Raw genomic sequence first — 25,098 nt, 5'->3', positions numbered from 1 at the left:
GATGTGATGGGCTGGGCCACGCCGCGCGCTGTCGTGCCATCGGATGTCATACGGTCGGATGTCACGGGAGAGTCACCGTCCGTATGACGGCTTCGTCGCGTATCAGGTTCACCGTCGCGCCACTGGCCGTCGCCGCCTCGGGGATGGTGATCCGCAGCGCGGAACCCAGCCGGGGCAACTGGGCCGAGCGCCAGCTCTGCCGTCCGCCGCGCAGGACCGCGAGGTACATCACCGAACCCGTGTCGCCGGCCCGGGTCACGGTCACCTCGGACGCACCGTCGTGCGCGCCGATGGCCAGTTCCACGTCGGGACGATCGGCGTGATGCGTGGCCCTCTCGGAGACGACCAGCCCGGTGACGACCAGGGCAAGCGTGACCACCAGGCTGGTCGCCGCCAGTCGACGGTGGCGCCCGGCGGCGACCAGCCGGGCCAGCCGCGTCGCCCGCAGCAAAGCCTGTCGCCGTCCGCAGGTGGCCACACATCCCGCGCTCAACCCGATGCAGACGAGGTAGAAGGCCCACGGCCGGTTGGCGATGCCGACGGCGCCCAGCAGCAGCGCGACCAGTAACAGCAGCGACATCACCGCCAGCATCAGCCGCAGGACGGCGACGCGGGACACCGCCGGTTCGCCGGAGCCCGCGGGCTGGGTGACCAGACTGACAGCGAGGGTCAGCCCGGCGATCACGACGACACCGGCGATCAGGTGGGCGAGGGCGACCATGGTCATGGGCGCGCCCCGGTGGCCAGGCCCGGGTGGCCACCGCCGCGGCCTGGGCGGGAGAGCCGGGTCATCGCTGGACCGTCGCCGTGGTGGGGGTCGCGATCGACGGTTTCCCGCGCCACAGACCGACGACGGAGTAGATCCGGATCGGTCCGTTGTCGTAGACGCGGACGGAACCGGGTACCCGGTCGTACTTGGCCAGCGCCTCATGGGTGATCCGGGTGCCCGGCTCGGCCTCGCCCGGGGCGACGTAGACGCCGATGCGGGGCAGCGACTTCGCCAGCCGCTGGTCGACCACCAGGTAGTCGACCTTGTTGCGGGCAAGGATGCTCTGCTCGTAGCGGCCGAAGTGCGGCCCGAAGTACAGCGGTCCGACGTTCGTCCCGCCGGACAGGCCCGAGGTCACCCACACACCGCCGCGTGCGGCGAACACGGCGCCGTTGACCCGGTCGCAGGCGAGGACGGAACCGGCGGGCAGGTTGCCGCGGGCCCACCGGGCCGCCTGGAGCGCGAAGCGGTCAACCGAACGGGCGTCCGCGGAGACCAGGTAGGGGCCGGTCGAGCGCTGCCAGTCCGGGGAGCCGAGCACGATCCCACCGAGGAACGGCAGCATCGCGGCCAGGGTCACCACGACGGTCGTGCGCTTCGCCGGATGCGCCGACATGAACCTGGCGCCCAGCATGCCGACCACCAGGGCCAGGCCGATGAAGATGAAGGTCGAGAACCGGGTGGTGAACTCGGCTGTCTTCGGTGAGACCCGGCCGACGAGAATGCACGGATAGGACAGGCCCAGGGCGAACAGAATCCGGAACATGTACCGGTCGCTGGCCTGGTGGCGCCAGCGGGGAAACCAGCGCAGCAGGGGCAGGATCGCACCCAGCCACAGCAACGACCACAGGATGATCGCACCGCGTTCCCACTGCGGCGTGACGGGCCCGCCGTTGCCGCTGAACAGCTTGCGGCTGGAGTTGCTCCCGCCCACGACCCCGGCGAGCTGGCCGAACGCGTCCTCGAAGATCGGCGCGAGGTACTCGCCGATCATCGGACCGCTCCACACCGACCACAGCACCATGGCGCCGAGGCCCGGCAGGAAAAGCCAGGTCGCCCAGCCGGCCCGGGCCGGGTCGTGGGAGAAGCGCCGCACGCTGAGCGCCCAGAGCGCCAGTATCCCGACGGCCAGCCAGCTGGTCAGATGGTGGGATGTCGCCAGCGCGGCCAGACCCAGGACCGGAGCCACCAACACGGCCGTGGGCGGCCGAACCGACTTCGGCCGACCTGCCGAAGTGACATCCCCCGGGCCTTCGTCCGCCGGTATCCCGCCCGGGGCGGTCCCGTCCGCGGTGCTTTCGTCCACGGTGGTGGCGTCGGTCGTGGTGGCGTCGGTCCAGGTTTCCTGGGCGAGGCTTTCGGGTGGTGCGGCTGCCTTTGTCGGTGCGGCTGCCTTTGTCGGTGCGGCTGTCCGTGTCGGTGCGGGGGGCGGTGACGGGGTCCGGGTCGCCACCGCCAGGGCGAGAACGGCGAACATGAGGCCGATCGCCAGGCTCTGATAGGAGAACTGGGAGTTGAACAGGTAGTACTGCGGGCTGGCGCAGTAGACGACGACGCCGACACCCGCGGCGTAGGCGGATCCGCTGAGCCGTTCCACCAGCACGAACAGCGCCCAGATGGTGAGCATCCGGGCGAACAGGATCACGACCGCGCCGGAGAGCGTCAACGACAGCCCGGTGAGCTGCGCGACGGCGTCGGTGAGCAGTTCGAGACCGGGATAGCGCGCGCTGGCCGGAAGCAGCGGGTTATGGCTGAACAGCACGCCTGAACGCATCAGGTCGGTGGCGGTCCGAATGTGCAGCAGCTCGTCGAACTGGTCGAAACCCCGGATCTCGGCCACGGTGCGGCACAGCGTGAGGCCGACGCCGAGCGCGAGCGCGTCGCGCAACCGGTCCCGGGCGTCGCATCGGGGATTGAACAGCCGCCCGCCGGCCACCAGATAGATCAGGGCGATCCCCAGCCACACCAGCTCGATGCTGCGGCTCTCCGACCCGTCCCGACCGGCGGCGATCCCCAGACCGTTGAGGAGCACGCCAAGGCCGACCACCGGGAGCACCAGCGCCTTGTGGAACCGCTCGAACCGGGAGAACCGCGGCCGGGCCGGCGTGAGTTCCACGGCCACCGTCGGCTCCCCAGCCGAGGCAGCCATGACCGACGCTCCCGTGGTGGTGGTGGTGGTGGACTGGACGGTCACCGCACCGTCCAGTGACGTGGGCGCGGTCGCCATGGCATCAGTCGCCATCGCATCAGCGGCCATGAACGAGATGGGTGTACACCTGCTCGATGCGTGGCAGCACAGTGCTGGCCAGGTACCGGTGGACCCGGGTGCGCCCGGCGGTGCCCAGTTCGTCGCGGTAGCCGCGATCCTTGCTGAGTCGCTCCAGCGCGTCGGCCAACCCGGTGGCGTCGCCCGGCGCGACCACCAGACCCTCGCGATCCTGGCGGACCATGTCCGCGATGCCGCCCAGGGGTGTGGTCACCACCGCTCGTCCGGCCGCCATGGCTTCGAGGACGACGGTCGGGCAGGGGTCGGGCCAGATCGACGGGGCGACCGCGAAGGCCGCGTGGGCGAACGCCTGGACCACACGCGGGTGATCCCAGGCCTCGGCGATCGTCGCCCCCTCGGGCAGCTCCCGGGGAGTGGAGGTGGTTCGACGGCCGACCATCAGCAACGGCAGGCGTGGCAGCGGCAGCCGCTGGTAGGCGGCGAGCAGAACGTCGACGCCCTTCTCGGCGCTGAGATCTCCGACGAACAGGATGTAGCCCTCGGAGACCAGACCCTCCGGTGGCGAGCTGGCACCGGCCATCTTCGTCAGCAGGTCGTCCGGAACGAAGTTGGGGATCACCTCGTAGGGCACGCCGAGGTCGTCGAGCCGGTTGTGGCGGGCCACCGCACGGCTGACGGCGATGATCCGGTCGACATGGTGGCGGCGCAGCCGCTGACCGGCGAGGTTGGCCGTGTAGGTGGCCGTCCCGACCACGGTGCCGTAGTGGACCCGGCAGCAGGACAGGCAACGGGCCGGCGCGGGTCCGGAACAGACCTCCACGTCCGCCCGCATGTACCGCTTCGTCGCGCAGGCGTGGCTGTAGTCGTGCAGGGTCAGGACGACGGGCACGTTCGCGCTGCGCCGGGACGGCAGCACGCTGTTGACGATCCAGTTGTGGGCATGCACGACGTCCGGCTGCTCCTCGCGGATCAGCCGGCGCAACGCCACCGTCATGCGCGGATCCGGTGCGGGCGGCGCGTAGGTGCGGTCCGGCTCGCTGTAGAGCATGGGCAGGCTGGCTGTCGCCGGCTGCACCGTGCGGACCCGAATCCCCTCGCGCAGCTGCTCGCCGCCGGCCGGGCCCTGGGTGATGACCACGACGTCGTGGTGGTCGTGCAGGTAGTGGGCGAGGTTGCGCACGTGCCGCTCCTCGCCTCCGATGACCGGCGGATAGAACTGCGCCAGCAGAGCGATTTTCATGATTCTCCCGCGGTAGCCGAGGGCCCGTCAGGCGCCTTCCCGCAGGTAGGTCGGCTCCTCGGGCGTTCGCGTCTCAGGAACCCGTCGCTGGTGGACGACGGAGGCCGCAGCGGCGAAATGCGGGCGGCGGGCCGGTGCGCGGCCCGGTGAGGCGGGGTTACGGCGCAGGCGACCCCATTCGGCGAGGATCGTGCGCAGAACGCGCAGGCCGTCGGAGAACGCGTTCAGGTTGCTGACGCCGTGCAGCCGATCGTGTTCGTAGCTGGGTACCTCGACGACGCGCAGGCCGGAGTGCGCGATGCGGATGTTGACCAGCGTCTCGACCTCGAACCCGTCGCCCCAGCGGCGCGGGCCGGGCTCACCGGATTCCAGTGCCAGCGCCGGCAGGCAGCGCCGCCAGAAGGCGTTGTAGCCGTAGCAGAGGTCGGTGTAGCGGCAGTTGAACAGGACGTTGACGAAGCCGCTGAGCAGCCGGTTGCCGAGCTTGCGCAGCAGGGTCAGGTCGCTGCTGCCCCCACCGACCAGGGAGCGCGATCCTTTGGCGAAGTCCGCGCCGGCGACCAGCGCGCCGACGAACGCCGGGATCTCGGCCGGGTCGGCGGAGCCGTCCGCGTCCACCATGACGATGATGTCTCCGGTCGCCGCGGCGAATCCGCAGGCGAGAGCGTTGCCTTTACCTCGTCTGGTCTGGTGGACGATGACGACATCCCGGTGCAGCGAGCGGGCCGTTTCGACGGTGTCGTCGACGGAACGGCCGTCCACGATGATCACCTCGACGCCGGCCGGCAGTCTGGCGAACACATGCTGCAGGTTACGGGCCTCGTTCAGAGTTGGTATGACGACACTGATGGACGGGTTTGCGGGCAGGCCGAGCACATCTCCCCCTGAGGTACCGAGCTGCCGCATGAGGGCAGGCATGACAAAGCTTTTCCCTGCTCAGAACAGTTTCGGCGAGTCCATGTCCGGGTGTGGCGAGAAAACAGACTGGGCTCCACCCGACGCCGGTGACCGACCGCGTGGCCGACGTTGGTGGTACTGGCCCGCGTTAGTTCTGGGAACCGGCCCGCGGTATGTTGCCCGATCCGGCCTGGAAGGCTCCTGCCGGTGTCGTCAGGCTACCTCATCGGGCGTGCCGAAGGGCTGGTTTTCGATCTCTTCTCCTGGTTGTAATGAATGTTTTTCCGAGTCGTCGTTGTTTCGGTCTTTCGGTGTCAGTTGGCATGCCGGAGCGACACCTGGGATATCGGCCGGAACCGGGCCGGTGTCAGGGCATGGCGGTGTTCCTACCTGTGGGCGGTGCGGGAACCGCTCGGTGGCCGCGCCGGAGGTCTCCCGGTGGCAACCCCGTCGATTCCACGATTCGCCGATTTCTGAGACAACCGTCGGCCGGCTGGAACTCGCCCGCCGGCTCGGCGGCGCGACCGGGGAGGACCGAGGCCACCCGGTCGGCGTCCGCTGGCGCAGCCATCGGCGGCACGGGACCGGCGCGTGGCCGTGGGTGTACGGGCTCACGGAAAAGGTGATCGACCAGCTGGTGGGCGCGACCGGTGGGCAGAACGGTGCCACCCGGAAATCACACTAGGCCGGGGTGGCCTCCTGAAGAGCATCGGTCGTGGAAACGGTGCCAACAACGGTGTTCGTCTTTACCGTGGCCTGGGCCGGGACATTCTCCTGGACGGGGCTGGCCTGAAGGGAACGGATCTTCTTGGCCGGCACGCCGGCGTAGAGACCAAAGTCCTCACAGTCCCTGGTGACGACGGAACCACCTGCAACCACAGTATGATCGCCGATCGTCACGCCGGGCATCACGACCGCCCGTGCGCCGACCCAGCTGTGCGCGCCGACGCGGATAGGACCCTTCTCGAACACCTCTCGCTGGACCCCCATCGGGCCGATGGGGTGCCCCGAGGTGAGGAAGGTGGCCTGCGGGCCGACAATCGTGTGGTCGCCGATGTGCACCTCGGCCGAGTTGTCGATGAAGACGCCCCAGCCCAGGCCCACGTGCCGACCCAGATGCGCCCGATGGCCGAGCACACAACGCGGGAATATCTCGGCGCTCTGCGTCTTCACGCCCCCCAGGCGATAGAGCAGGTAGCGAATCGGGCGTGGCGTCAGTACTGATCCACCGAGAACGTTGACGATGAATCCCTGGGCGAGTATGCCCAGCTCCAGCCAGACCTGATAGCACAGGCGGCGTACTTTCATTCGAGCCCCCTCTAACCGTCTTTGACGGCCCCGCCAGGATGCTATCGCAGCCGGGTGGACCCATCCAGCGGATCTCACTTCCCGGCCAGAACGCGGTCAGAGCATGGTGTCTCTGTCGCCACCCGCGTGATCCCACCCGGCAGCGCACCGCCGGCATCGGATCGCACCGGTCGATGCTCTGCTCCGACGCCCGGGATCCGAAAGTCGCTGTATCGCGTCAACCGAGGTGGGGGCGCTGCGGACAATGACGTGGCGGGCACGGCCCGGGTACTGGGGTGCCATCCCTGGCGGGTGATGGATGCGTCCCGAAGGAGCAACCGAGGTGGCGACGCGTTACCCGGAACCGAGCGCTGACCTGCGGGTGTGAGGTAGGACACGGTGCGGCGAATGCTCCGGCGGACTGAATCGGAGGGGCGGCGGACCCGAGGATTATCGGCTTCGTGACGGCGGGACGCCCGGTGTTCGCCGCCGGCCCGCTCCGCGGTCGGCGCGCTGTTCGTGGAGCTTGCGACATAAGCAGGGTTACCAGTCTCTTCCCCGAGGTCAAGATGAATATTCCATGGTTGTGGCCGCGCACTCGCCGGTTGCGGCTGTAATGTCGCTGCCGCACACCACTCGCCACGCATATCGCATTTGGGGGGTATATGTCCGTCTTGAGGAGGTGGATCACCGTCGGGCTGGGTTTTTGCGTCGCGGTAACCGCCGTCGGCTGTTCGGGCGGCGGTGGGCGGGGCTCGTCGGGTTCGGGCCACGCCCCGTCCGGGCGGGAGACGGTGGCCACCGCGCAGGGCCCGGTGACCGGGCAGCGGGCAGCGGGCGGTGGCACGTCCTTTCTCGGGGTTCCCTACGCGGCATCGCCGGTGGGTCGGTTGCGCTGGCAGCCACCGCGACCGGCACCGTCGCGGGCGGGTGTGCTGGCGGCGACCAGGGCCGGCCATGCCTGCCCGCAGCCGGACCTCGCCAACACCAGCGAGGACTGCCTGGTGCTGAACATCTACGTCCCACCCGGCGCGCGGGCGGACGCCTCCCACCTGCCGGTTCTGGTCTGGCTGTACGGGGGCGGCTTTCTGACCGGCCAGGGGACGGACGTGGACGGTGCGCGGCTGGCCGAACAGGGCCGGCTCATCGTCGTCGCGCCGAACTACCGACTGGGCGCGCTCGGTTTCCTGTCCCTGTCGACGATGACCGAGTCCACCGCGGGGCCCGGCCCGGGCGACTTCGGGCTGCTCGACCAGCAGGCCGCCCTGGGCTGGGTGCGCGCCAACATCGCCGGGTTCGGCGGTGATCCTGCGCGGGTGACCCTGAGCGGGCAGTCGGCCGGCGGCGCGAGTGTGTGCGCCAATCTCGTGTCACCCAGCGCCGAGGGGCTGTTCCAGCGTGCGGTCGCGCAGAGCGGCTGCGCCCAGCGGCTGCGCACCCGCGCCGAGTCGGACGCGCAGGGCGCCACGTTGGCCGCCGCCGTGGGATGCGCGCGGCCCGCGACCCAGCTGGAGTGCCTGCGGGGGACACCGGCGGACCAGCTGGTCGCGGCCGCGAACACCCGTCGTTCCCGACTCTCCTGGGAACCGGCCGTGGGTGGCACCACGCTGCCGACGCCGATCCTCGCCGGTCTCGCCCGGCTGACCAGGCGGGTGCCCGTCCTGGTCGGCACCAATCGGGACGAGGGTGGCGTCTTCGTGGTCCCAAGCTATGACTCCACCAGTAAGCCGCTCTCCGAAGCCGGCTACCAGGCGGCGCTGACCACGCAGTTCGGCGCGGCGGCCACCACCGTGGCCACGGCGTACGCCGCTGGGCCCGGAGTCTCCCCGGGGCTCGCGTTGGCCCGGGCGATCGGCGACAGCCGGTTCAGCTGCCGTGGTCTGAGCGCGGCCGACCTGCTGGCTCGGGCCGTCCCCACCTACGCGTACGAGTTCGTCGACACGGACGCGCCGGGGCGCCTGAGCGCCACCGCGCCCTTCCCCCTGGGGGCATATCACGGTGCGGAGATCCAGTACGTCCTTCCTCGGGCGGATTCCGCGCTCACCGGCGAGCATGCCGCCCTGTCCAAGGTGATGATCAGATATTGGGCGGCGTTCGCCGCGGATGGCGATCCGAACACCGCGGGCGCGGCGTCCTGGCCCACCTATGTCAGCGGTTCGGGGCGCTTCCAGTCGCTGGACCCAGCGGGTGTCCGCACGACCACGAGTTTCGCCGCGGACCACCACTGTGATTTCTGGAAGCAGGTGGCCTGAATCGAGGTGGCCTGCGGTTTCCGAAGGTCGGGCCGGCTTGCCTGGCAGCAGTCAGGTGACCTCGTCGGCTGGCGTGGTCCGGGTTTCCGCTCACCCGGGCCATCCGGACGGGGCATCCGCGTGGAAGCGACCAGGAAAAAATTACATTCAGGTATCCAGCATTGAACTATGGATGATAAACGCGGCGCGATGGATCGTCATGTCGGGAGTTCCCGCTGTTACTCTCAGAACCGGGGGGGACCGGTCGACGATCAGTGAATCCGTCCTTGTACGGGGGTCCCCATGGTCAGGCATCGGCGCGTCAGGCGCCGCTCACTTCGAAGCCCGCTCCTAGCGTTCACCACCGTTCTGGCCCTTCTCGGCGCCGGATTTTTTGTGCTGTTTCGACCCGATGCTGACCGGCCCGATCGCCTGGTCGCCTCGGACGCGTTCTCCTGCGTGACCGACGACGACGGCGTCTGCTGGGTACCGCACCAACTCGGCTCGCTTCCCGCCACCGCCACCGCCGAGGTGGAGACCGGTGGGGCGGCACCGGCGTCCGCGTCAGGCGGACCATCCGGTTCGACGTCGACGGTGGCGGATACCACCAGGCCAGAGCCGCTGTTCGCCGCACCGGCGCAGCTGCAGCTCGGGCGGATCAAGCTGTTGTTCCTGGCTCCGGACGGGCGACCCTACCGGTACGGGCGCCTGCACGGCCGATATTTCGTCTACCGAAAGTGCCCTGCCGCACTCGGAGCGTGGTGTCGGCCGGGGGTACGGCCGCCGGCGAGCGGGGTGACGCCGACGCCGTCGCCGGCACAGCCGATCCCGCCGGGGCCCTCGAGGTCAGGGGGACCGGTACCGGTGAAGCCAGGCGGTGGTACCGGCTCACCGCCGGTCTCCCCGGCTCCGACAGCGCCACGGCCGATACCCAGCGTGGGCTCGGGCGGGCGGCCGACGCCACCCTCGCCGTTGCCAACCCCGGCGACGCCAGCGCCACCGACGCCGGTGGGTCCGCCCACGGTGGTGGGGCCGACGACACGCCCCTCGGCCACTCCCACCAGGCCGGTGCCGGTTCCGACGCGGCCCGTCGAACCCGTCCCCGGGGGTGGCGCGAACCCGCGGTTCGCCGACGAGTTCGATGGACTGGCGGGGGCCGCTCCCGATTCGGCCGTGTGGTCACCCACGGTCGGCGATCGATGGGGAGCGAACGAGGTCCAGTGCTACACGGCGAGCCCGAACAACATCCGGCTGGACGGCTCGGGGCATCTGCTGCTGTCCGCGAACCGCGAGCCTTCCTGCAAGGGGCGGTCGTACTCGTCCGGGCGGGTCGAGACACGTGGGAAACAGACCTGGAAGTACGGGTACTTCGAGGTCCGGGCGAAGCTGCCCACCGGCGCTGGAATGTTTCCGGCCATCTGGATGCTCGGCCCCAACGGAGTCACCGAGTGGCCCCGGTCCGGCGAGACCGATATAGTCGAGATCATCTCTAGTAAGCCCGGCACGATTCACACGAACGTCCATGGGGTCGATGCCGAGGGTGCGCACTGGGAAGCCGGCTGGAGCGGTACCGGGCGAAGTCTCGACTACGCCGGAGCGGTCAGCGACACCTTCCACACCTATGGTCTGGACTGGACGGCGACCGGCCTGCGGTTCTACTTCGACGACAAGCTGATTCGCACGTTGTCGCGAGGTGATGTTCCGGTCTGGCTGTGGGATCAGCCCTTCTACATGATTCTGAACGCGGCGGTCGGCAGCTACGGCGGCTCACCTGACGCGGGGGCCTTCCCGCAGACCATGACGGTCGACTACGTGCGGGTCTACTCGTCGAAGCCGACAGCCTGACCCGGGCTGATCCGGCCTGGCCGGCGCCGCCGCGGATGTGCGGTTGGGATCTAACGTTCGGTTGCCTCAAGAACGGAACCCAGCAGCGGGAAGGTCGAGGAACGTGCGGCCATCTTCTGGGCGAGGGTGAGGAAACGGCCCGAGGAGCCGAGGTAGAACCGCTCGTACAGTTCCGCGCGACCGCCGAAGCTGCTGCCGACGAAATCCCAGGCGAGTCGGAACAGCGCGATCCGGTCCTTCGCCGGCAGGCCGTTGGCGCCCTGGTAGTAAAGGTCGATCAGGGGGCGCAGTTCGGCGTTGTCGAGTTCGGACCAGGCCGGTGTCGCCAACAGGCTGTGGCTGCCCAGGACTTTGATGATCTCGTTGACGCGGGGGAACCACCTGGGCAGGGTCGGGCGCAGGGCGGCGAACGGCGGTTCGGCTGGAAGCCAGGTGCCCGAGCCCCATTCGTGGGCGCCGGCCTCGGCGGCCAGCAGTGCCGACCGGGTGAGTTCCAGATAGGTCCAGATCTCGCCGAGCATCTCGGTGGTCGCCGGGGACGAGTTGTTGACGGCCGCCGCCATCCGGGTCGCGAGTTCCCAGGCGAACTGAAGTTTGGTGACCGCCCGTATCGTCGTCTGCTGCATGATGTTCGGGGTCCACCCCGACCGCTGCATGACGCGGTTGTACAGGTCGACGTTGCCGTCCAGGAAAACGCGTTCGCGGGGTACCTCGACGTCGTCGAAGATGACGACGGCGTCCTGCTCGTCGAACCGGCTGGACAGCGGCTGGTCCGCCGGGCACGGCGAGGAGTAGCTGTCGCGGCACAGCAGTCGCAGCCCCGGTGTCGACATTGGTATGGCGAAGATGACCGCGTATTTCTCGTCGCCCTCGGCCAGCGGGTAGCCGGGGTAGACGAACATCTCGTCCGCGAACGGGGCGAGGGTCGCCAGCGCCCGCGCGCCGCGCACGAGGATGCCCCTGGAGGTGTCGGCCACCTTGTGGACGACGATGTCCCCGCCACCGGCGGCGGTCTCCGGCTGGGATCGGTCCACGGTGGGATTGACGATGGCGTGGGTGAGCGCCCAGTCGTTCAGCATGGCCTCGCGCTGGTAGGCAACGAGGTTGGCGGTGCCCTCCTCGTTGCCGTCCCGACCCCAGACGTCCGGCCGGCCGGCGAAACCGGCGAGGGTGACGTTGACATAGTCGGGGCTGCGCCCCATGAGACCGAGCGTGCGTTCGGCTATGCAGGCCAGCGCATCGTGCCGGGTTTCCAGATCGGCGGCCGACCGCGGAATGAGATGGGTGACGGGAACCTGCTCGCCGGAAACCGGATCCAGGCGCAGGAGCTTTTCCGGATGATCGAACTGAAGGTCGTAAAGGCGGGCCAGTGTGGTGGCCGCACCAGCGGTTCGCGGGTCGTTCGCGACGTCTTTGATGCGCTCCCCACCGAGCCACACCTCACGATCGTCAGTAAGCCCGTCAAGATAGTCTTTTCCGGATCGTGCGCCCATCTCCCCGTGTCCCCCCGGACCTGGTTGGTGGCCTGATGTCGTACCAGTGACCCTGGAATCAATGTGCCGGGACCGCGGACCGCGCAGTGGCATGCCTGTTGCTTCGCAAGAGTAGCGGAGTTCGACCCCCCTTGAGGTGTCGATGGGATTTTGGTGGGAAAAGTGAAAGAGGCGAAAAGGGACATACGAGGGCAAAGATGTTTGCCGATCGATATTGCTGCCAGAATTGCTGCCAGAAATTCGGGATGTCCCGGGTCGGCTGGGGTCGAACACATAACGTTGCCCCATGGTGCGGTCGGCGGCGGCGCGCGTTCTGGTGGTCGAGGACGACGTGTCCCTGGGGCGTCTGCTGACGAGAAGTCTGCGTCGTGCCGGTTACACCGCGATCCTCGTGGCTGATGGCGCGTCCGCCCTCGAACAGGCGGCGTCGACGGACCCGCCCGATCTCGTGTTGCTGGATCTCGGCCTGCCGGATCTGGACGGTAACGACGTCTGCCGGCGCATGCGCGGTCTGACCGACAGCCCGGTCATCGTCATCACGGCCCGCGCCGAGGAGGCGGACCGTGTCCGCGCCCTCGACCTCGGTGCCGACGACTATCTGGTCAAGCCGTTCGGGCTGGCCGAACTGCTGGCGCGGATACGGGCGGTGCGTCGTCGGGCGGTCCGGGCCACGGCGGCCGCGGCCAGCGGGAACGAGATCCTGCGCCACGGCCCGATCGCGGTGGACCTGCGCAGTCGGCAGGTTCATCTGAACGGACATCCGGTCGCGCTGACGGCCAAGGAGTTCGACCTGCTGGCGTGCCTCGCCCACGATCCTGGTCGGGCGCTGCGTCGGGAGGAGATCCTGGCCGCGGTGTGGGGCGAGTGGTTCGGTTCCTCGCGAGCCCTCGACGTCCATGTCGGGGCGTTGCGGCGCAAGCTCGGCCCCGGGCGGTACATCGAGACCGTGTACGGCGTCGGGTTCCGCCTGGTCGACCCCACGACCGCGCCCACCGGCGGCCACCGGTGAGCCGGCGCATCTTCGCCGCGTTCCTGGCACTGACCATGGTGACCCTGATCGGACTGTGCATCCCGCTGGGATTTCGGATCGCCGCCCACGACCGGCGGATCTTCTGCCTGCGCATCATGGCCGACACCGACGTGTACGCGGGCCAGGTGGAGGGAGCGCTCCGGCGGACACCCGCGTCCGATCCCGGCGCCGGGTCGTTGTCCACGGCCCTGCTTCCGCATCCGATGCGGGACACCACCGGGGGCCGCACCGGCGCGCCGGACACGGTGGAGCTCTACGACCGGACCGGGCGGCTGGTCGCCGGAAGCGGGCGACCGACCGAGGTGTCGGTGCTGGAGCTGCGCGAGGTCGTCCGGGACGAGCAGCGGCTGCGCTACCCCATCTCGGTCTCCGGCGGCCGGTTCGTCGCCGCGGCGCCGGTGCGCGGCGCCGCCGGGGTGCTTGGCGTCGTGGTCGTCGGACGGTCGGACGCACCGCTGCGGGCCGAGACCCGTTCGCGTTGGGCGATGATCGCCATCGGTGGAGGTGTCGTCGCGCTCGGTGCGCTGGTCGCCGCGTTGGCCCTGACCCGCTGGGTGGCGCGTCCCCTGCGCCGGGTGGAGCAGGCGGTGCAGGCGCTGGGCCAGGGTCGGCTGGCGACCCGGGCGCGGACGGTGCGAGGCCCGAGTGAGGTGCGGGCCCTCGCCGGGGCCTTCGACGAGATGGCGGCGCGGATCGAGTCGCTCGTCCACGGGCAGCGCACCTTGCTGGGAGACGTCTCCCATCAGCTGCGCACACCGCTGGCCGCCATGCGTCTGCGGCTGGAACTGCTGGCGCAGGACGTGGACGGACCCGTGGCCGGCGAGGTGAACGGTGTCCTCACCGAGGTGGCCCGGCTGGCCCGGCTGGTGGATGGCCTGCTCGCCGTCGCGCGGGCCGAGCATGCCCCGGCCGCGCTCGACCTGGTCGACGTCGCGTCCGTGATCGAGGACCGCGTGGTCGCGTGGCTGCCGGCGGCGGCCGACGCCGGGGTCGAACTCAGCTGCGAGCTGCACCCATCGCAGGCGCCGGACGTCGGCGCGGGTCTGCTGGCGTTGGCGGCCCCCGGCCATCTCGAGCAGATCCTCGACAACCTGGTCTGCAACGCGCTTGCCGCCAGCCCACGAGGTGGATCGGTGGTGGTCGGTGGCCGGTCGGTCCAGCCCGCCACGGTGCGCGTCACCGTGGCCGATGACGGGCCGGGCATGTCGGAGAGAGAGCGGGAACACGCCCTCATCCGCTACCGCACCGCCGGTGCGGCCCGAGATCCCGCGTCCGCCGAGGTCCGGCGCGCGGATCGGGGTGGGTCCGGGCTCGGCCTGACCATCGTGGCCACCCTGGTCGCGGCCGATGGTGGACGGGTGCGCCTGGCACGGAGCGCCTCCGGCGGGCTGCTGGCGGTGGTGGAACTGGCGGCCGGGCGGGAACAGGCCGTGGGTACGCCCGTCCCGGACGCCTCGAAACCCGCCATGATCTTTACGGGTTCCTGACGTTCTCCTGCCTGTTGAGCGTGGGCGAACACCGTTGCCAGCCGCATACCGTGGCGCTCGCCGGATTAATCCTGAGCGGGTGGAGGCGGTTTCGGTGACTGATGTGAATTCCTGGCTGCGGCGGTTGTACATCAGGGCGCTCACCATCCGGGTGATGCGGAACAAGTCCAGGTTCGTCGCGCGGCGGGTCCGGGAGTACTCGATCCAGTCGTCCTCGGCGCCGGATTCCGTGCTCGTCGAGCTGGCCCGAGAGACCGAGGCCCTCGGCCCGGCGGCGGGCATGCTCGTGCCGCATGCCCAGGGCACCCTGCTGACCACGCTGGTCGCCAGCGCGCGTCCGACGCGGGCGATCGAGGTCGGCACCTTCACGGGATACTCGTCGCTGTGCATCGCACGTGGCCTGTCCGACAGCGGCCAGTTGTTGTGTCTCGACATCAGTGAGCGGTGGACCTCGATCGCCGAGAAGTACTGGGCGCGCGCGGGTGTGGGTCACCGGATCGAGCTGCGGCTTGGTCCCGCGGCCGAGACGATTTCCGCACTTCCGGCGGAGCCGACCTTTGATTTCGCTTTCATCGACGCGGACAAGGTCTCCTATCAGGAGTATCTCGATCTGCTGCTGCCACGAATGCGGCTGGACGGTCTGCTGGTCGTCGACAACGTCCTGCTCCACGGGAAGGCGGCCCGCGGTCGAGCGCGGGGGGCGGAGCCGGCGGCCATGCGGCGGTTCAACGCCCGACTGGCGGCGGACCACCGGCTCCAGACGGTGATGCTGCCCTTCGCCGACGGCCTCACGCTCGTCCGCGTCCGCGCCCACTGACCACCGGCCCGGACGGCCCACCCGCCGCCGCGTTCCCACCTCTGGTTGGCCTATGGTGCCGGGGTGACAGGGTCTGGGAGTCCGACCGCCGGCGCGGAGTTTTCGGGTGGGCGGGAGCGGCGGTATCCGCCGCCGGAGCAGATCCGGGGGGCGGTGGTGGCGCGGCGGGGTCAGGTCGAACGGTCGACCACTGACCAGCGGCTGCTCGACACCCGCAGCCCGTCCGGATTCGTACACGCCGATCCGTGGCGGGTGCTGCGCATCCAGAGCGAGTTCGTCGAGGGGTTCGGGCTGCTGGCGGAGCTGCCGCGGGCGGTGACGGTCTTCGGGTCGGCGCGCATCCGCCCGGACGATCCGGTCTACGAGGTCGGCCAGCGGCTCGGGTCGGCTCTCGCCCGAGCCGGCTTCGCCGTCATCACCGGCGGTGGCCCGGGGGTGATGGAGGCGGTGAACCGCGGCGCGCAGGAGGCCGGTGGGCTCTCGGTGGGGCTCGGCATCGAACTGCCCTACGAGCAGCGGCTCAACGACTGGGTGGACCTCGGCGTCAGCTTCCGCTACTTCTTCGTCCGTAAGACGATGTTCGTCAAGTACTCGGAGGCGTTCGTCATCCTGCCGGGCGGGCTTGGCACCCTCGACGAGCTGTTCGAGGCCCTCACCCTCGTCCAGACCGGCAAGGTCACCAGGTTCCCGGTGGTCCTGCTCGGCTCCGCCTACTGGTCGGGCCTGCTCGACTGGCTGCGTTCGACGGTGCTCGCCGCGGGGCTGATCAAGGAGGCGGACCTGCACATGATGGCGGTGACCGACGATGTGGACGAGGCGGTGCGGATCGTCGTGGCCGGCACCTCCGGGGCGGGCCACGGCGCCGCCACCGCACCAGCCACGGAGCCAGCCACCGCACCAGCGGCGGAGCCAGCCACGGAACCGGCGGCGGAGCCAGAGGAGCATGGACGGCCGTGAACGTGTGTGTGTACTGCGCGTCGTCGACACGGATCGACCCGGTCCATGTGGAGCTCGCGGCCGAGGTGGGAACGCGGATCGCGCGGCGCGGTCACACACTGGTCTCCGGTGGGGGATCGGTGTCGTGCATGGGGGCGGTGGCGCGAGCCGCCCGGGCCGGCGGGGCGCGCACGATCGGCATCATTCCGACGGTGCTGGACGCGATGGAGGTCACCGACACCGACTCCGACGAGCTGATCGTCACCGCTACGATGCGCGAACGCAAGGGCCTGATGGACGACCGCGCCGACGGTTTCCTCGCGCTGCCCGGAGGCCTCGGCACGCTGGAGGAACTCCTGGAGATCTGGGTGGCGCGGGTGCTGGGCCTGCATGCCAAACCGGTCGTCGTGCTCGACCCGACGGGTGTCCTCGCGCCCCTGCGCGTTCTCGTCGACTCGCTGGTCGCCGGGGGCTTCGTCCGTCCGGCCGCGCGTGACACGGTGCACTGGGCCGGCGACGTCGACGAGGCGCTCGACCTGCTGGAAGCCGGCGCGAGCGGGAGTACGACGGCCGTCGCTCCGCCGTCGCCCACCGCCGCCGAGATCGTCGAAGGCGAGTAGAACGGACACGACCGGTAGAACGGACACGACCGGCCGGGCGGGATGACCGGCTGGTTCGGCCGGGCGACTGGTCAGACGACGCCGCGACGGGCGACGGCGAGGTCGGTGTCGCCGCGGATCGCCGAGACCATCCGCAGGGCGCGCACCGTCGCCGCGACCTGGTGGGCGCGAAAGACCCGGGCGCCGAGCCAGGCGCTGACCGCGGTGGCGGCGAGGGTGCCCTCGAGTCGCCCGTCGACGCCGGTGTCGAGGGTCTCGCCGACGAAGTCCTTGTTCGACATGGCGACGAGGACCGGCCAGCCGGTGGCGGTCATCTCGGGCAGGCGGCGGGTCGCCTCGAGGGAATGGCGGCTGTTCTTGCCGAAGTCGTGACCGGGGTCCACGAGGATCGCATCGGGGCGGACCCCCAGGGCCACCGCACGTTCGGCGAGTCCCACCGTGGTCGTGACGATGTCGGCGACCACGTCGTCATAGGTCATCCGGTGCGGGCGGGTCCGTGGCGGCAGATGTCCGGCGTGGGTGCACACGAGGCCGATGTCATGGGTGGCGGCGACCGCGGCGAGGTCCGGGTCGACCCCACCCCACGCGTCGTTGAGCAGGTCGGCGCCCTCGCCTGCGACCACGCGGCCGACCTCGGCCCGCCAGGTGTCGACGCTGATCACCACGTCGGCGTGCCGGGCCCGGATCGCCGCGACGAAGCCGCCGATCCGACGCAGCTCCTCGGCGGCGTCCACCTCCTCGCCGGGGGCGGCCTTCACCCCGCCGACATCGATGATCCCCGCGCCGTCGGCGACGGCCCGGTCGACGGCGGCGAGTGCCTCGGCCTCGCCGTAGGTCGCCCCGCGATCGAAGAAGGAGTCGGGCGTTCGGTTCACGATCGCCATGACGACAAGCTCGGCCGGTGCGAACACCCGCCGCCCCAGCCGCAACGGCCGCTGGCCCCGAACCACTTCGCCATCCATCCGGCCAGCCTGCCAGATCGGGCAGATCAGGTGGGGTGGACGCGGCTGGCCGACGGGCGTCGTGGCACGATCGACAGTGTGGTGCTCGCCGTCGAGATCGTCATTGTCATCGCGGTCGTGTTCACCGTGGCCGCTCTGGCCGTCGGGCGATTCGACCGGATGGATCCCGCCGCGCCCGACAGTTCCTCGGTCGGGTTGCCCGCGGGTGGTGCCGTCACGGCCACCGATGTCGCGCACACCCGGTTCGCGGTGGCGTTGCGTGGCTACCACATGGCCGAGGTGGATGCCGTCCTGCTGCGTCTGGCCGAGGAGCTGGCCTGGCGCGATGACGAGATCGCCCGCCGTGACGAGGAGCTCGTCCGCCTCGCGTCGTTCGCCCGGATCGGCGCGACCCGGGACGCGCCACGGTCGGCCGCCGCGCCGGTCGACACTCCGGGCGTCCACACTCCGGGCGTCCACACTCCGGGCGTCCACACTCCGATCGTCGATGCTCCGAGCGCCGACGACGCCCTCGGTGGTGACGGCATCACGGGTACCCCCGACACGGGTTCCTCTCCCAGCCCCGCCGCCCCCTTGGGCGCCCTTGGCACCCGCGGCACCCGTACCGCCCACGGTCCGGCTGGTGTCGTGGAGGAGACACAGGACGATCCGTCTCCCTCTGGAGTCGAGAGATAGCAGAGTGTTGATATGGGTGTTGTGATCGTGGTTGGTCGCTCGGTACTCGACACCGGATGCCCACCTTCTGCGGTCGACACCGGTGACCGTTGTGATTGCGCGGGGAGACGTGTTTCGGTTTGCGGTCGGGTCTACGGGATAATCGACGTCAGACGCAGGTCCGACGGCAGGAAGAGGTGCACCGATGGCGGCCATGAAGCCGCGGACGGGTGACGGTCCGCTCGAGGTGACCAAGGAGGGGCGCGGCATCGTGATGCGTGTCCCACTGGAGGGGGGCGGTCGGCTCGTTGTGGAACTCACCGCCGATGAGGCAGGTGCGTTGGGGGAAGCGCTCAAGACCGTGATCAGCTAGCGCACGACGCCGCGTCACGCGGTGGCGAGGGGAGTCCGGTGTCAGGGAGGGTCCGTCCCATGACGGGGCACATCGCATGACGGGGCACATCGCATGACGGCACGCCGCACGACGGGCACGCCGCATGAGAGGGCACGTCAGATGACCGGGCACGTCGGATGATCGGGTCGGCGTCGGTCACGTCGAAGCCGGCGGCGCCGGAGGCAGGGCCGTCGGCCTCGCCGGTCGGCGAGTTCACCGCGCCGCTTCCCACTGTCGTGCTGCGCTCCGGGCCGGTCGGTGCCGCCGGTGCCACGGGTGGCGATGACGCCGGTGATGGCGTCGTTGGCGCTGTCGCCGTCGTCCTGGCCGCCGGGGCGGACGGGCCGCGCTTCGATGATGCCATCGGACAGGCCGTGGGCGATCTCGGGATTCGGCTGGACGCGCTGATCGAGTCCGAGTCGCTGCGCGCGGACGCGGGGTCGGTCCTGATCGTGCCGCTGACCGTCCCGCCCGGGGAGTCGGCCGAGGGCACCGCCCAGCCGCGGCGCCTGCTCGTCGTGGGTGTGGGTGCGGGTCGTGCGGCTGACTGGCGCGCGGTGGGCGCCGCTCTGGCCCGTCGGTCGGGCTCCGTGGCTCGCCTCGCCCTGGTCGCGGGCTCCGAACTGACCTCCGACGGGCTGCGCCCGCTCGCCGAAGGGGTGGCGCTCGGCGCCTATCGCGTCGCCGGCCTGCTCGACCGGGCCGCCGCCCGCACCGACCCGCCCGCGACTGTGGACGACCCGCCCGCGGCCGAGACGGACGCGGGCGCGGCGCTGGGCTCCGGGTCACCGAACGGCGCGGGGGAGACGAGCGGCGCGGGGGCCGGCGGCGGTGGGGGACTGCGTGAGGTCGTCGTGCTCAGCGCCGGCCTCACGGACGACCCCGAAGCCCAGGAGGCGCTGCGAGCCGCGCGGGCGGTGGCGACATCGGTGTGGATCGCCCGGGATCTGGTGAACACGCCGAGTCTGGTGAAATCGCCCCAATGGCTGGCCGAGCGGGCCGTGCGGATCGCCGTCGCCGCGGGTCTCACCGCGCACGTGCTCGGGCCGGCGGAACTCGCCGAGCAGGGCTTCGGTGGCCTCAGCGCGGTGGGGCGGGGCTCGCCGCGCCCGCCGTATCTCGTCCGCATCGAGTACGACGGTCCAGCCGGGGCGGCCGCCGGGGGTTCGCCGGGCGCCGACGGCGTGACACCGGGGCATCGGGTCCTCGTCGGCAAGGGCATCACCTTCGACTCCGGTGGGCTCTCACTCAAACCGGCCGTCTCGATGATCCCGATGAAGACCGACATGGCCGGGGCCGCGGCGGTCCTCGGCGCGATGACCGCGCTGCCAGCGCTCGGCGTCCAGGGCCGGGTCACCGGTCTGCTCTGCCTGGCCGAGAACATGATCGGCGCGCAGGCGATGCGTCCCGGTGACGTCATCTCCTGCTGGGGCGGGACGACCGTCGAGGTGCTCAACACCGACGCCGAGGGCCGGCTGGTGATCGCGGACGGGCTCGCCTACGCGGCCGGTGAACTCGGCGCGGACGTCCTGGTCGATCTGGCGACGCTCACCGGCGCGATCTCCGTGGCGCTCGGTCGGCGCACCGCCGGGCTGTTCAGCTCCGACGACGCGCTCGCGGCCGCCCTGTCCGCCGCCGCGGAGACCGTCGGTGAGCAGGTGTGGCGTCTGCCGCTGACCGACGAGTACCGGCCCGCGCTCGACTCGACGGTGGCGGATCTGACGAACATGGGCCGGGCCCTCGACGTGGGCGCCGGATCGATCGTCGCCGCGCTCTTCCTGCGTGAGTTCGTCGGCGGCGTCCCCTGGGCCCATCTGGACATCGCCGGCGCCGCCCGCGCCGATGCCGACGACGGCGAGATCAGCCGCGGCGGCACCGGTTGGGGAGTCCGTACCCTGCTCGCCTGGCTCACCTCACCCCTGGTCAGGCCCGCGCCGGCCGGCTGAGCCGGTGCTCCTGCCCGCCGGCGGCGCGGCGGGCAGGGCTGCGAGCTGGGTGCGGACCCAGCGCAGGCTGTCGTACTCGGACATCACGGCCGGCCAGCCGGCCAGGCCGGCCTCGATCGTGTCCCGGTCGGCGACCGCGAGGATCTCCACTCGTAGGGCGCTGACGTCCGCCTGGTCGACGTCGAGCTGGTCGAGGTAACGCGCGAGGATGCCGCCGGGATGGGGCTCGCGCACGGCGTAGATCTCGCCGGTGTCCGCGACCCAGCTCAGCCGGTAGGTGCTGTGGCTGTCCTCATGGTCCGTCCAGCCGTCGCCGAACGGGACCTCCACCGAGGACTGCCGCCGGGGGTCCGCCCGGTAGAACGTGCGAATGTCCATGCTGCCATCCTCTCCCGCGCCGCCGGCCGGGTAACCGGGCGGTCGGTCGCCCGGTTAGCCTGATCAGCCGACAGGCAGCCGTGCCAGGGCCGTCTCGTAACCCTTGGCCTGTGTGTCGGTCAGCGCCAGGGACACCCGCAGGACGATGTCCGCCCACCGATACACATGTTCGGTCACCAGATCATGCTCAGCGGTGACGGTGAGCAGCGCTCGGGCGCGTCGCTCGGCGGCGGCCGCGTCCGAGAAGACCTCGATCGCCCCGCCGCGCTCGATCGCGCCCGCGGGGGCGCCCTGGACCTCGTTCGAGCCGACCCGCGGATCGCGGAAGGCCACCCGGCTGGTGTAGCCGCCGGTCGTACCCAGCAGGTGATCGGGATCGGTGGCGGCCGTGTAGATGGCGGTGGTGCGCAGCGGCAGCCCCGCCGTCCGCAACCTGAGCGCGACCTGCTCGGCCGTCAGCCCGCTGGCGGCCTCACCGGCGGCCGCACCGCCCGTGGGTGAGGCCGGGCTGCCCACGCCCGCGGCGGGAGCGCTCACGACCGTGGTCGGGGTGTCCGCGGGGAGGACACCCGGATCGGCCGGAGCCCCGGAGTGCTGGCGGTGGGACGGTCCGACCAGCCGGTTCAACACGTACCCGGCAGTGCCGGCGACCAGCGCCACGACCAGCACGATCACGACATACGGCAGGAGGCTTTCCCGGTCATCGGCCGCCGGGCCAGCCGCGCCCGCACGCGTACCCGGGGTGCCGTGTGCGCCATGCCCGCCAGGAGTGTCGTGCCCACCGACGCCGCCTCTGCTGCCGGCGGTGCCGCGACTGCCGGTGCCCCTGCTGCCGGTGGCGCCGCGACTGCCGGTGGCGGGGGCGCCACCGGTCGCGGTCAGTGGTGTGCGAGGACGGTAGGGGGCGGCGCCGCTCGGATGGGCCGGTCCGCCGGGCTGCCACGACGGCTGCGGGCCGGTCGGTGCGTCGTGATCGTCCGAGTAGTCGTCGTCGTGGCGCGAGGCGTCGGGGTACCGGTCGTCGAGGTGGTCGTCCTCGAGGTACTGGCCGTACCGGCCGGTGTCGTCGTACCGGTGGTCGTCGGCGTAGCCGCGGTGGCGCTCGGCCGGGCGGCGGTCGGTGGGGCGGTGGGTGCCGGGGTAGCTCGCCGCGTCCGCGGCCGGCGACCAGTCGCCGCCGGGACGGGCACGCCCACGGGTGGCGCCGGCTCCGTTCGCGGGCACCCGGTCCGGACGGTCGGGATGGTGCGGACGGTCGTAGTCGTCCCGGTGGGCACCCGCGGAGCCTTCCCAGCGGTCCGGACCGGACCGCTGATCACGACCGGGCCGTGGTTCCTGACCGGGCCGCGCGTCGCCGTCGGCGCCGCCCCAGGACGGGCGGGGCGCGCCACTGCGAGCGGGCTCACCGCGCGGACGGGGTTCGGCGGGGTAGGCGGGGGGATACTCCTCCGGGTAGCTGTCAGGCAGCCGGCCATGGACGTGTCGATCATCGAAACGGTCGTGATCGGAGGGCCCGGCAGCGGTCTGGGAGTGACGGCCGTCACGTGAGCGAGGGGCACTCTGGTGGTGGGGATAGGTGTGGGCCGCGGTGTTGGCGCCATGGCCGGCGTACCCGCCGAAATCCTCGTAGCGCCGGTCTTCCCGCGCGGCCGGTGCCATCCACTCCCCATTGCGTCGAAATGTCCCGCTGGACGGGCACACTACGCGCTTGTGCCGGCATCCCCCCGGGCCAGGCGCTTCCCTAGATGATCGGATGCGTCGCCGTCGTGCGCCAGCGGATTGCCCGGTGGCCGGCCTGTGATGCGGCGCCGACGGCGCGGCGGTTAGCTCAGCGGGGAGGACTTCGCGACCACCGCGATGAGCAGGCCACCGCCGGTGGTCAGCATCATCTGGGTGAGCCGGATGTCGTCGCGTACGGCAGTGGCGAGCTCGCGCACGGCTATGGCGTCCACGGTGCGCACGGCGGGGTCGGCGGCCTGACCGTCAGCCAGTACCCCGGCGAACACCACGATGCCACCGGGGCGCAGCAGACGCAGGGCCTGGGTGAGGTACTCGCTGCCCTCGCGCCGGTCGGCGTCGCAGAAGACGAGGTCGTAGGCGCCGTCGGTCAGCCGGGGCAGCACATCGAGGGCGCGGCCGGTGATCAGTCGCGAGCGACCCGGTGCCATCCCGGCGTCGGCGTAGGTGCGGCGGGCCAACCGAAGATGCTCGGCCTCGACGTCGATCGTGGTCAGTGTTCCGTCCGGACGCATGCCGCGCAGCAGCCAGGTGCCGGACACACCGGTACCGGTGCCGATCTCCACGACGGCGCGGGCACCGGCCGCGGCGGCCAGGAAACGCAGCACCGCTCCGGCGCCCGGGCTGACGGGAACGATCCCGACCTCCTCGGCACGGGAGCGGGCAGCACGAAGGATGGGGTCTTCCAGCAGGAAGCCCTCGGCGTAGGCGGCGGCCGAACCCAGCGCGCCGATATCTGTCTGGGGCATGACATCCGCAGCCTACGGGAACGGGAGAGCACAGATGCGCGTTCATCTGATCGACGCGCATCGTGTCGAGGATCGTGGGTCGACCACCGAGGGGAGATACAACGGTGTCCGCAGCGGGATTCGCCGCTCCATGGCCGGGCCGTCGGGTACGTTCGACGCGAACCGACCGAGAGGCGGCCGTGGCTGCGCAGGACTCCGGGGCGGCCAGTGACGCCACCGGCGCCACCGCCGCCACAGCAGAAGCCTGGGTTCCCCCGTCCTGGGAAGATGTCGTCCGTGAGCATGGCAACCGGGTCTACCGGCTGGCCTATCGCCTGACCGGCAACGCCCACGACGCGGAGGACCTCACGCAGGACGTCTTCGTCCGCGTGTTCCGGTCGCTGGCCGACTACACCCCCGGCACCTTCGAGGGCTGGCTGCACCGCATCACGACGAACCTCTTCCTGGACCGGATGCGTCGCCAGCAGAAGATCCGCTTCGACGCCCTCCCGGAGGACACCGAGCGTCTGGCCGGTCGTGAGGCGAGCCCCGAGGCCGTCTACGCCGAGGCGCACCTCGACGCGGATGTCGAGGCGGCCCTCGCCGCGCTGCCACCCGACTTCCGGGCGGCCGTCGTGCTCTGCGACATCGAGCAGTTGTCCTACGAGGAGATCGCGCAGACCCTCGGGGTGAAGCTCGGCACCGTGCGCAGCCGGATCTCGCGCGGGCGGGCGATGCTGCGGGCGGCCCTCGCCGATCGTGCCCCCCGGGCCGGCGAGGATGTTCTGCTCGCCACGGCGCAGGGAGACACTTCCTCGCAGGACGCCGCCACGTTCACGGTCACTCGGGCTGACGACGCCCGCTCGGGCGTCGGGCTGGAAACCGACCGGTACGGCGCGGATGCGGCCGCGCGGCGCGACCGTGATGATGGTCGCGCGCGGATCGGGCGGCGGCGTGCCGCCGTCCCCGCCGGTGGCAAGGGTGGTGCTCCGGCGGAGCGCCGCGCGTGACCGAGCACCTCGGCGACCGTGTCTCGCCACTCATCGATCACGAGCTTGACCACGACGCCCGGGACCGAGCGCTCGCCCACCTCGCCGGCTGCGATCCCTGCCAGCGCGAGGTCATCCGGATGCGCGCGCTGAAGGCGCGGCTGGTGACACTGCGCGACCCCGCCATGTCGGATGCCTTCGTGGCGCGGCTGCGTGGTCTCGGCGCGGTTCCACCCGCGGCGCCCGTCGACCCGCCGTCGAGCAGGCCGGTCGCGGCAGGCCAGTCGGGCGTCGGGACGGGCACCGAGACGACCAGGGTCGCGCGCGTCGCCCCGCCCCGGCGCCCAGGCGCTTATACACATCTCCGAGCCCACGAGCCTAGCGCTCATCGCGGGTGGCGGAGTCTGCGGGGAAAAAAAAAAAGGGGGGGG

At 71.0% G+C, this 25,098-nt stretch carries 23 protein-coding genes; 12 read left to right on the top strand and 11 right to left on the bottom strand.

Annotated features, from left to right (window positions below):
* Positions 1-61: 61 nt before the first annotated feature.
* The 5 genes from MXD61_RS24705 to MXD61_RS24685 form a co-directional block, all read right to left on the bottom strand.
* Complete coding sequence (locus MXD61_RS24705; protein ID WP_248815808.1) at positions 62-727, bottom strand: hypothetical protein; 666 nt, start codon at positions 725-727, stop codon at positions 62-64.
* Between the two features lie 61 nt (positions 728-788).
* Positions 789-3,011 carry a hypothetical protein gene (locus tag MXD61_RS24700; RefSeq protein ID WP_248815807.1) on the bottom strand — a complete coding sequence of 741 codons (2,223 nt, stop codon included), beginning with the start codon at positions 3,009-3,011 and terminating at the stop codon, positions 789-791.
* Between the two features lie 4 nt (positions 3,012-3,015).
* A complete protein-coding gene (locus tag MXD61_RS24695; protein WP_248815806.1) occupies positions 3,016-4,236 on the bottom strand; it encodes a glycosyltransferase family 4 protein in 1,221 nt (406 codons plus the stop codon).
* 27 nt (positions 4,237-4,263) lie between these two features.
* On the bottom strand, positions 4,264-5,142 hold the full coding sequence (locus MXD61_RS24690; RefSeq protein ID WP_248815835.1) for a glycosyltransferase family 2 protein: 879 nt from the start codon (positions 5,140-5,142) through the stop codon (positions 4,264-4,266).
* 672 nt (positions 5,143-5,814) lie between these two features.
* Positions 5,815-6,441, bottom strand: a complete 627-nt coding sequence (locus MXD61_RS24685) for a DapH/DapD/GlmU-related protein (protein ID WP_248815805.1) — start codon at positions 6,439-6,441, stop codon at positions 5,815-5,817.
* A gap of 773 nt (positions 6,442-7,214) precedes the next feature.
* Here MXD61_RS24685 and MXD61_RS24680 point away from each other — a divergent pair.
* Entirely contained in the window at positions 7,215-8,672 is a 1,458-nt protein-coding gene (locus tag MXD61_RS24680) for a carboxylesterase/lipase family protein (RefSeq protein WP_248815804.1), read from the top strand.
* A gap of 707 nt (positions 8,673-9,379) precedes the next feature.
* Here the strand turns inward: MXD61_RS24680 and MXD61_RS28590 are convergent.
* On the bottom strand, positions 9,380-9,706 hold the full coding sequence (locus MXD61_RS28590) for a hypothetical protein (RefSeq protein ID WP_308222843.1): 327 nt from the start codon (positions 9,704-9,706) through the stop codon (positions 9,380-9,382).
* A 13-nt stretch (positions 9,707-9,719) separates the two neighbouring features.
* On the opposite strand from MXD61_RS28590, the gene MXD61_RS28585 reads away from it, so the two are divergent.
* Complete coding sequence (locus MXD61_RS28585; RefSeq protein WP_248815834.1) at positions 9,720-10,496, top strand: family 16 glycosylhydrolase; 777 nt, start codon at positions 9,720-9,722, stop codon at positions 10,494-10,496.
* 50 nt (positions 10,497-10,546) lie between these two features.
* Here the strand turns inward: MXD61_RS28585 and MXD61_RS24665 are convergent, their stop codons facing one another.
* A complete protein-coding gene (locus tag MXD61_RS24665; RefSeq protein WP_251080555.1) occupies positions 10,547-11,989 on the bottom strand; it encodes a 4-hydroxyphenylacetate 3-hydroxylase family protein in 1,443 nt (480 codons plus the stop codon).
* Between the two features lie 286 nt (positions 11,990-12,275).
* On the opposite strand from MXD61_RS24665, the gene MXD61_RS24660 reads away from it, so the two are divergent.
* The 5 genes from MXD61_RS24660 to MXD61_RS24640 all read left to right on the top strand — a co-directional run bounded on the left by MXD61_RS24660 (position 12,276) and on the right by MXD61_RS24640 (position 16,879).
* Positions 12,276-12,998 carry a response regulator transcription factor gene (locus tag MXD61_RS24660; RefSeq protein WP_248815802.1) on the top strand — a complete coding sequence of 241 codons (723 nt, stop codon included), beginning with the start codon at positions 12,276-12,278 and terminating at the stop codon, positions 12,996-12,998.
* Complete coding sequence (locus MXD61_RS24655; RefSeq protein ID WP_248815801.1) at positions 12,995-14,506, top strand: HAMP domain-containing sensor histidine kinase; 1,512 nt, start codon at positions 12,995-12,997, stop codon at positions 14,504-14,506. Before MXD61_RS24660 ends, MXD61_RS24655 begins: the two co-directional genes overlap by 4 nt.
* Positions 14,507-14,600: 94 nt before the next feature.
* A complete protein-coding gene (locus MXD61_RS24650; RefSeq protein WP_248815800.1) occupies positions 14,601-15,323 on the top strand; it encodes an O-methyltransferase in 723 nt (240 codons plus the stop codon).
* A gap of 63 nt (positions 15,324-15,386) precedes the next feature.
* Positions 15,387-16,280 (top strand): TIGR00730 family Rossman fold protein, encoded by an 894-nt coding sequence (locus tag MXD61_RS24645; RefSeq protein ID WP_248815799.1) that lies wholly within the window; start codon positions 15,387-15,389, stop codon positions 16,278-16,280.
* Positions 16,277-16,879 carry a TIGR00730 family Rossman fold protein gene (locus tag MXD61_RS24640; protein WP_248815798.1) on the top strand — a complete coding sequence of 201 codons (603 nt, stop codon included), beginning with the start codon at positions 16,277-16,279 and terminating at the stop codon, positions 16,877-16,879. Before MXD61_RS24645 ends, MXD61_RS24640 begins: the two co-directional genes overlap by 4 nt.
* Before the next feature lie 71 nt (positions 16,880-16,950).
* On the opposite strand, the gene folP is transcribed toward MXD61_RS24640, so the two are convergent.
* Complete coding sequence (gene folP, locus MXD61_RS24635; RefSeq protein ID WP_248815797.1) at positions 16,951-17,841, bottom strand: dihydropteroate synthase; 891 nt, start codon at positions 17,839-17,841, stop codon at positions 16,951-16,953.
* A gap of 30 nt (positions 17,842-17,871) precedes the next feature.
* Between folP and MXD61_RS24630 the strand changes: the two genes are divergently transcribed.
* The 3 genes from MXD61_RS24630 (at position 17,872) to MXD61_RS24620 (ending at position 20,835) form a co-directional block, all read left to right on the top strand.
* Positions 17,872-18,516 carry a DivIVA domain-containing protein gene (locus tag MXD61_RS24630; RefSeq protein ID WP_248815796.1) on the top strand — a complete coding sequence of 215 codons (645 nt, stop codon included), beginning with the start codon at positions 17,872-17,874 and terminating at the stop codon, positions 18,514-18,516.
* A gap of 184 nt (positions 18,517-18,700) precedes the next feature.
* Positions 18,701-18,868, top strand: coding sequence for a DUF3117 domain-containing protein (locus tag MXD61_RS24625; protein WP_248815795.1), 168 nt, complete (start codon positions 18,701-18,703; stop codon positions 18,866-18,868).
* Between the two features lie 158 nt (positions 18,869-19,026).
* Entirely contained in the window at positions 19,027-20,835 is a 1,809-nt protein-coding gene (locus MXD61_RS24620) for a M17 family metallopeptidase (protein ID WP_248815794.1), read from the top strand.
* Here the strand turns inward: MXD61_RS24620 and MXD61_RS24615 are convergent.
* From MXD61_RS24615 to MXD61_RS24605, 3 genes are all read right to left on the bottom strand, one after another.
* Positions 20,803-21,213: a hypothetical protein gene (locus MXD61_RS24615; RefSeq protein ID WP_248815793.1), complete on the bottom strand. Its 411-nt coding sequence runs from the start codon at positions 21,211-21,213 to the stop codon at positions 20,803-20,805. The genes MXD61_RS24620 and MXD61_RS24615 overlap by 33 nt on opposite strands.
* A gap of 63 nt (positions 21,214-21,276) precedes the next feature.
* Positions 21,277-22,872: a hypothetical protein gene (locus tag MXD61_RS24610; protein ID WP_248815792.1), complete on the bottom strand. Its 1,596-nt coding sequence runs from the start codon at positions 22,870-22,872 to the stop codon at positions 21,277-21,279.
* Positions 22,873-23,036: 164 nt separating this feature from the next.
* Entirely contained in the window at positions 23,037-23,699 is a 663-nt protein-coding gene (locus MXD61_RS24605) for an O-methyltransferase (protein WP_248815791.1), read from the bottom strand.
* A 179-nt stretch (positions 23,700-23,878) separates the two neighbouring features.
* Here MXD61_RS24605 and sigE point away from each other — a divergent pair, with 179 nt between their 5' ends.
* Both sigE and MXD61_RS24595 read left to right on the top strand, forming a co-directional pair.
* Positions 23,879-24,688 (top strand): RNA polymerase sigma factor SigE, encoded by an 810-nt coding sequence (gene sigE, locus MXD61_RS24600; protein ID WP_248815790.1) that lies wholly within the window; start codon positions 23,879-23,881, stop codon positions 24,686-24,688.
* Positions 24,685-25,098: anti-sigma factor (locus MXD61_RS24595; protein ID WP_248815789.1), on the top strand; the 414-nt coding region annotated here is incomplete at its 3' end. The genes sigE and MXD61_RS24595, both read left to right, overlap by 4 nt.

Source organism: Frankia sp. AgPm24, assembly GCF_023243055.1.
GTDB lineage: Bacteria > Actinomycetota > Actinomycetes > Frankiales > Frankiaceae > Frankia > Frankia umida.
This window is presented reverse-complemented; position numbering and strand designations above follow the sequence as displayed.